The organism is Falsiroseomonas oryzae, assembly GCF_027856955.1.
GTDB lineage: Bacteria > Pseudomonadota > Alphaproteobacteria > Acetobacterales > Acetobacteraceae > Falsiroseomonas > Falsiroseomonas oryzae.
Window position 1 is genome coordinate 1 of sequence record NZ_JAPSMD010000444.1, and the last position, 4,314, is coordinate 4,314.

Sequence of the window (4,314 nt, forward strand, 5' to 3'; positions counted from 1 at the left end):
CGGCGACGGCGCGGCGGACGAAGCCCGCGACCTCCGGCGCGCAGCCGGTGGGCGCGCGGCGCTCCGGCACGGCGATGGCGGCGATGGCGGCGACCGGCGCGGTGGGGCGCAGCAGGCTTTCCGGGTGCAGGTCGTCCTCGTGCAGCAGCAGCGCGACGGGGCCGGCGGGCAGCGTGGCCGATGGCGGCAGCGGGCGGATCGGCGGCGGGGGCGGCGCGGTAAGGGGCAGCGGCGCCTCCTCCAGCTCGCCCACCGGGTCAAAGCGGCCTTCGGTGTGACGCCGGATGTTCTCGGCGCGCGCGACGTAGTGCTTGCCGGGCGTCTGCATCCCCGCCACCCAGCGCCAGGACAGCGTGTTGGAGGCCGCGTCGCCATCCAGCAGATGATGCAGGAACAGCTCCGCGCCCAGCGTCCAGGGCAGGCGCAGCGTGAAGATCCAGATGCTGGCGACCCACATGCGCACGTGATTGTGCAGCCAGAAGCTCGTGCGCAGCTCCGCCATCCAGGCGTCGAAGCACGCGATGCCGGTGGCGCCGGCGACGGCCTTCTCGTAGGCGTGGCGCAGGCCGCCGTTGGTCGCCAGCATCGCGCGGTCGCGCGCCAGCTCCGCCCGGTAGGCGTCCCAGACGCCGGGGCGCAGCTCGAGCCAGCCCTTCCAGTAGCTGCGCCAGAACACCTCCTGGATGAACTTCTCCGCCGCCTGCGCGCCGTGGCGGTCCAGCGCCGTGCCGACCACCTCCGCCTCCGTCACCAGGCGGTGGCGCAGCGCGGGCGAGAGCAGGGAGACGTCGTGGCGCCGGCCCGGGCCGGGATCGGTGTTGCGGCCCGTGGCGTAGGCTGCGCCCATCCGCGGCGCGAAGGCGTCGAGCCGCGCCAGGGCCTCGGCGCGGCTGGCGGGAAAGGTCTCGGTCATCATGCCGCCGCAAGATCGGGTCAGACTGCGCGGCCGCAACCGCCGGGGAGGACGATGACGATCCCGATGCCGACACGCCGCGGCGTGCTGGGCACGCTGGCTGGGCTGGCGGCCGCGGGCGCGACGGGCGCCGCCTATGCCTTCGAGGTCGAGCCGGGCTGGCTGCTGCATGTGGTGGAGCATCGTGTCGCGCCGGCCGGCTGGCCGCCCGGGCGGAGCCTCACGCTCGGCGTCATCGCGGACCTGCATGCCGGCGGGCCGCACATGCCGTTCCGCCGGGTGGAGGCGATCCTCGAGGTCGCGCTGAAGCAGCCGGTGGACCTGTTCCTGGTGCTGGGCGACATGACGGCGGGCGGGAAGCTGACCGGCGCGCCGGGGCTGGCGGACACCACCGCGCGGCTGCTCGGCGAGTTGCGCGCGCCGGGCGGCGTGCACGCCGTGCTCGGCAACCACGACTGGTGGGAGGATGCGGCGGTGCAGGACAGCCGGCGCGGGCTGCCGCGCTTCGCCGCCATGCTGGAACGCGCGGGCATCGGCGTGCTGCACAACGACGCCGTGAAGGTCGGCGGCGCTTGGCTGGCGGGGCTCGGCAGCTTGTGGTCCTTCCGCGCGCCGGGGCGGCGCTATGTCGGCACCGACGACATCGGCCGCGCGCTGGCCAGGGTGACGGACGACGATCCCGTGGTGCTGCTGTGCCACGAGCCCGACATCTTCCCCCGCGTGCCGGCCGGGCGGGTGGCGCTGACGCTGTCCGGGCACACCCATGGCGGGCAGGTGCGGATCCTCGGCCATTCGCCCGTCGTGCCCTCGCGCTACGGCAACCGCTATGCCTATGGGCATGTGGTCGAGGACGGGAAGCACCTGGTGGTCTCGGGCGGGATCGGCACCTCCATCATGCCGGTGCGATTCGGCGTCCCGCCGGAGATCACGCTGATTCGTGTGGGCGCGGCATGAGCCGGCGGACTGCCGCACGGATGCGTGGCCGGTATGATGCCGCGATGGACGATGACGGGATCGGCGGCACGCTGGCGTTCCTGGCGCTGGCGGAACGCCTGAAGGACACGCTGCGCAACGGCCGCACCGCCTCCGGCCGCACCGAGAGCACGGCGGAGCACACCTGGCGGCTCTGCCTGCTGGCGCTGGTGCTGGGCGACGAACTCGGCGTGGACACCGGGCGGCTGCTGAAGGTCTGCCTGGTGCACGACCTGGCCGAGGCGCTGACCGGCGACCTGCCCGCCCCCGCCCCGCGCCGCGCCGGCGTGAAGGAAGCGCGGGAACGCGAGGCGCTCGGCACGCTGACCGCCACCCTGCCCTCCGGCCCGCGGCAGCAGATCCTGGCGCTGTGGGAGGAGTACGAGACCGGCGCCACGCCGGAAGGCCGGCTGGCGCGCGGCCTCGACAAGCTGGAGACCATCCTGCAGCACGCCCAGGGCGTGAACCCGCCGGAGTTCGACCTGGCCTACAACCTGGACTACGGGCGCAAGGACACCGACGCGCATCCGCTGCTCGCCGCGCTGCGCGACCGGCTGGACGCGGCGACGCGGGCGCGGCTGAAGGCGGATGCGAGCGCCCCTACCCTTCCAGGAACGCCGTGACCGCCTCCAGGAAGGCGGCCGGGTTCTCGGCGTGCAGCCAGTGGCCGGCCTTGATCGTGGCGAAGCGCGCGGCGGGGAACAGGGCGCGGAAGCGCGCATGGTGCTCCGGCAGGATGTAGTCGGAACTGTCGCCGGCCAGCACCAGCACGCGCCCGTCGTAGCGGCCGGGCAGGTCGGGCCAGCCGCCGATCGCGCCCATCTCGGAAGCGATGGTGTCCAGCGCGACGCGCCAGCGCGGCGGCGTCTCGGCGAACAGCAGGTTCTGCAGCAGGAAGCCGCGCAGCGCCGGGTTGGGCACGGCCTCCGCCAGCGCGGCGTCGGCGTCGCGGCGCGACAGGCCGGGGCGCAGCGCGATGGCGCGCATCGCCGCGACGTAGCGGGTGAAGAGCGGCGTCGGGTAGGTGACGGGCGCGATGTCCGCGACGACCAGGCGCTCCACGCCTTCGCCATGCGCCAGGGCCAGCGCCATCGCCGCCTTGCCACCCATGGAATGGCCGACGATGGCGGCAGGCCAGGCGCCTTCGGCCTGCAGCGTCTCCGCCACGTCGGCAGCCATTTCCGGGTAGGACATGGTCGGTGCCTGCGGCGAGGCGCCGTGGTTGCGGAGGTCGAGCGCCAGCACGCGATGGCCGCGCGCGGCGAGCGCCTTCTGGATGGCGCCGAAATTCTGCCCGGCGCCGAGCAGCCCATGCAGGAACGCGACGGGGCGGCCGGTGCCGAGTTCGGTGAATGACAGTCGCATGGAAGAACCCCCACCCCGACCCTCTTCCGCCAAGCGGGAGAGGGAGCGGTTGATCAGCTGCGCGCCGCCAGCGTCCGTCATCCTCGTGCCGCGAGCACCACGCTCGCCACGATCAGAACACCGCCGACGATGACGTCCCAGCCCACCGGCTCGCCCAGCCACAGCGCGCCGAGCAGCACGCCGAGCGCCGGCACCAGCAGGAAGCCGACCGAGGCGACGGCGGCCGGCAGGCGGCGCCCGGCCTCCACGATGCACCAGGTGGCGATGGGCGCGGCGAAGAGGCCGACGAAGAGCATGTGCGGCCAGGACGTCGCGCCGATGCCGCCCTGCGGCTCCGCCAGCAGCGCGATCGGCGCCAGGATCAACGTGCCCAGGCCGAAGCACCAGGGCAGCAGGTCCAGCATCGGGCTGCGCGGGGGCCAGCGGCGCGTGACGATGATGGCGATGCTCCACAGCAGGGCGGCCAGCACCAGCATGGCGTGGCCGGCCAGCACGCCGCGGTCCGACCAGTCCACCGCCCAGGGCCCGATCAGCGCGGCCGCACCCGCCAGCCCCAGCCCCGCCGCGGCCCAGCGCCGGGCCGAGACCTGCTCCCCCAGGAACAGCACGGAGAGCGGGATCAGCCAGTAGGTGACGACGTTCGACAGCACCGCGGTGCGCCCGGCCGGCACCAGTGCGACGGCCAGGTGCGTCAGCAGGAAGAAGCCGCCGAGCTGGAACAGGCCCACCGCGAGCACCGCCCGCACATCGCCCTGCCGCGGCAGGTGCAGCCGGCCCAGCACGGCGAGCAGCACCGTGATGGCGAGCCCGCCGAATGCGGCGCGGCCGGTGCCGAACCACAGCGGCGTCGCATCCGCCAGCGCCGCCTTGGTGACCGGCCAGGCGCCGCCGAACAGCACCACGGCCACCAGCAGCATCCGCATGGCGGGGGCCATGGACATCCGCGGCTCAGCGCGCCGCGCCGCGGCGGCCGTGCTGCTCAATCATGCGCGACCAGGGCGCCGAGCCGCGCGCGCAGCGCCAGCGCCTCCTCCGCGCTGCCGGGGCGGCGGGGGGCCAGGTCG

General features: G+C 74.5%; 5 protein-coding genes. 2 read left to right on the forward strand and 3 right to left on the reverse strand.

Translation table 11 applies throughout. The features are described 5' to 3' along the window. Window positions 1-916, reverse strand: a 916-nt coding sequence (locus OZN99_RS26570; protein WP_270938245.1) for an FAD-binding domain-containing protein, incomplete at its 3' end; no start/stop codon positions are given. Window positions 917-979: 63 nt separating this feature from the next. On the opposite strand from OZN99_RS26570, the gene OZN99_RS26575 reads away from it, so the two are divergent. Both OZN99_RS26575 and OZN99_RS26580 read left to right on the forward strand, forming a co-directional pair. Continuing rightward, on the forward strand, window positions 980-1,867 hold the full coding sequence (locus tag OZN99_RS26575; protein ID WP_270938246.1) for a metallophosphoesterase: 888 nt from the start codon (window positions 980-982) through the stop codon (window positions 1,865-1,867). A 44-nt stretch (window positions 1,868-1,911) separates the two neighbouring features. Then, window positions 1,912-2,508 (forward strand): HD domain-containing protein, encoded by a 597-nt coding sequence (locus tag OZN99_RS26580; RefSeq protein WP_270938247.1) that lies wholly within the window; start codon window positions 1,912-1,914, stop codon window positions 2,506-2,508. Here the strand turns inward: OZN99_RS26580 and OZN99_RS26585 are convergent. Beyond that, complete coding sequence (locus OZN99_RS26585; protein ID WP_270938248.1) at window positions 2,486-3,250, reverse strand: alpha/beta fold hydrolase; 765 nt, start codon at window positions 3,248-3,250, stop codon at window positions 2,486-2,488. The genes OZN99_RS26580 and OZN99_RS26585 overlap by 23 nt on opposite strands. 77 nt (window positions 3,251-3,327) lie before the next feature. Further along, on the reverse strand, window positions 3,328-4,191 hold the full coding sequence (locus OZN99_RS26590; RefSeq protein WP_270938249.1) for a DMT family transporter: 864 nt from the start codon (window positions 4,189-4,191) through the stop codon (window positions 3,328-3,330). Window positions 4,192-4,314 lie beyond the last annotated feature (123 nt).

Bases quoted from the DNA above. Each gene is read 5' to 3' on its own strand.
- OZN99_RS26575 (WP_270938246.1), top strand. From the start codon at position 980: ATGCCGACACGCCGCGGCGTGCTGGGCACGCTGGCTGGGCTGGCGGCC.
- OZN99_RS26580 (WP_270938247.1), top strand. From the start codon at position 1,912: ATGGACGATGACGGGATCGGCGGCACGCTGGCGTTCCTGGCGCTGGCG.
- OZN99_RS26585 (WP_270938248.1), bottom strand. From the start codon at position 3,250: ATGCGACTGTCATTCACCGAACTCGGCACCGGCCGCCCCGTCGCGTTC.
- OZN99_RS26590 (WP_270938249.1), bottom strand. From the start codon at position 4,191: ATGTCCATGGCCCCCGCCATGCGGATGCTGCTGGTGGCCGTGGTGCTG.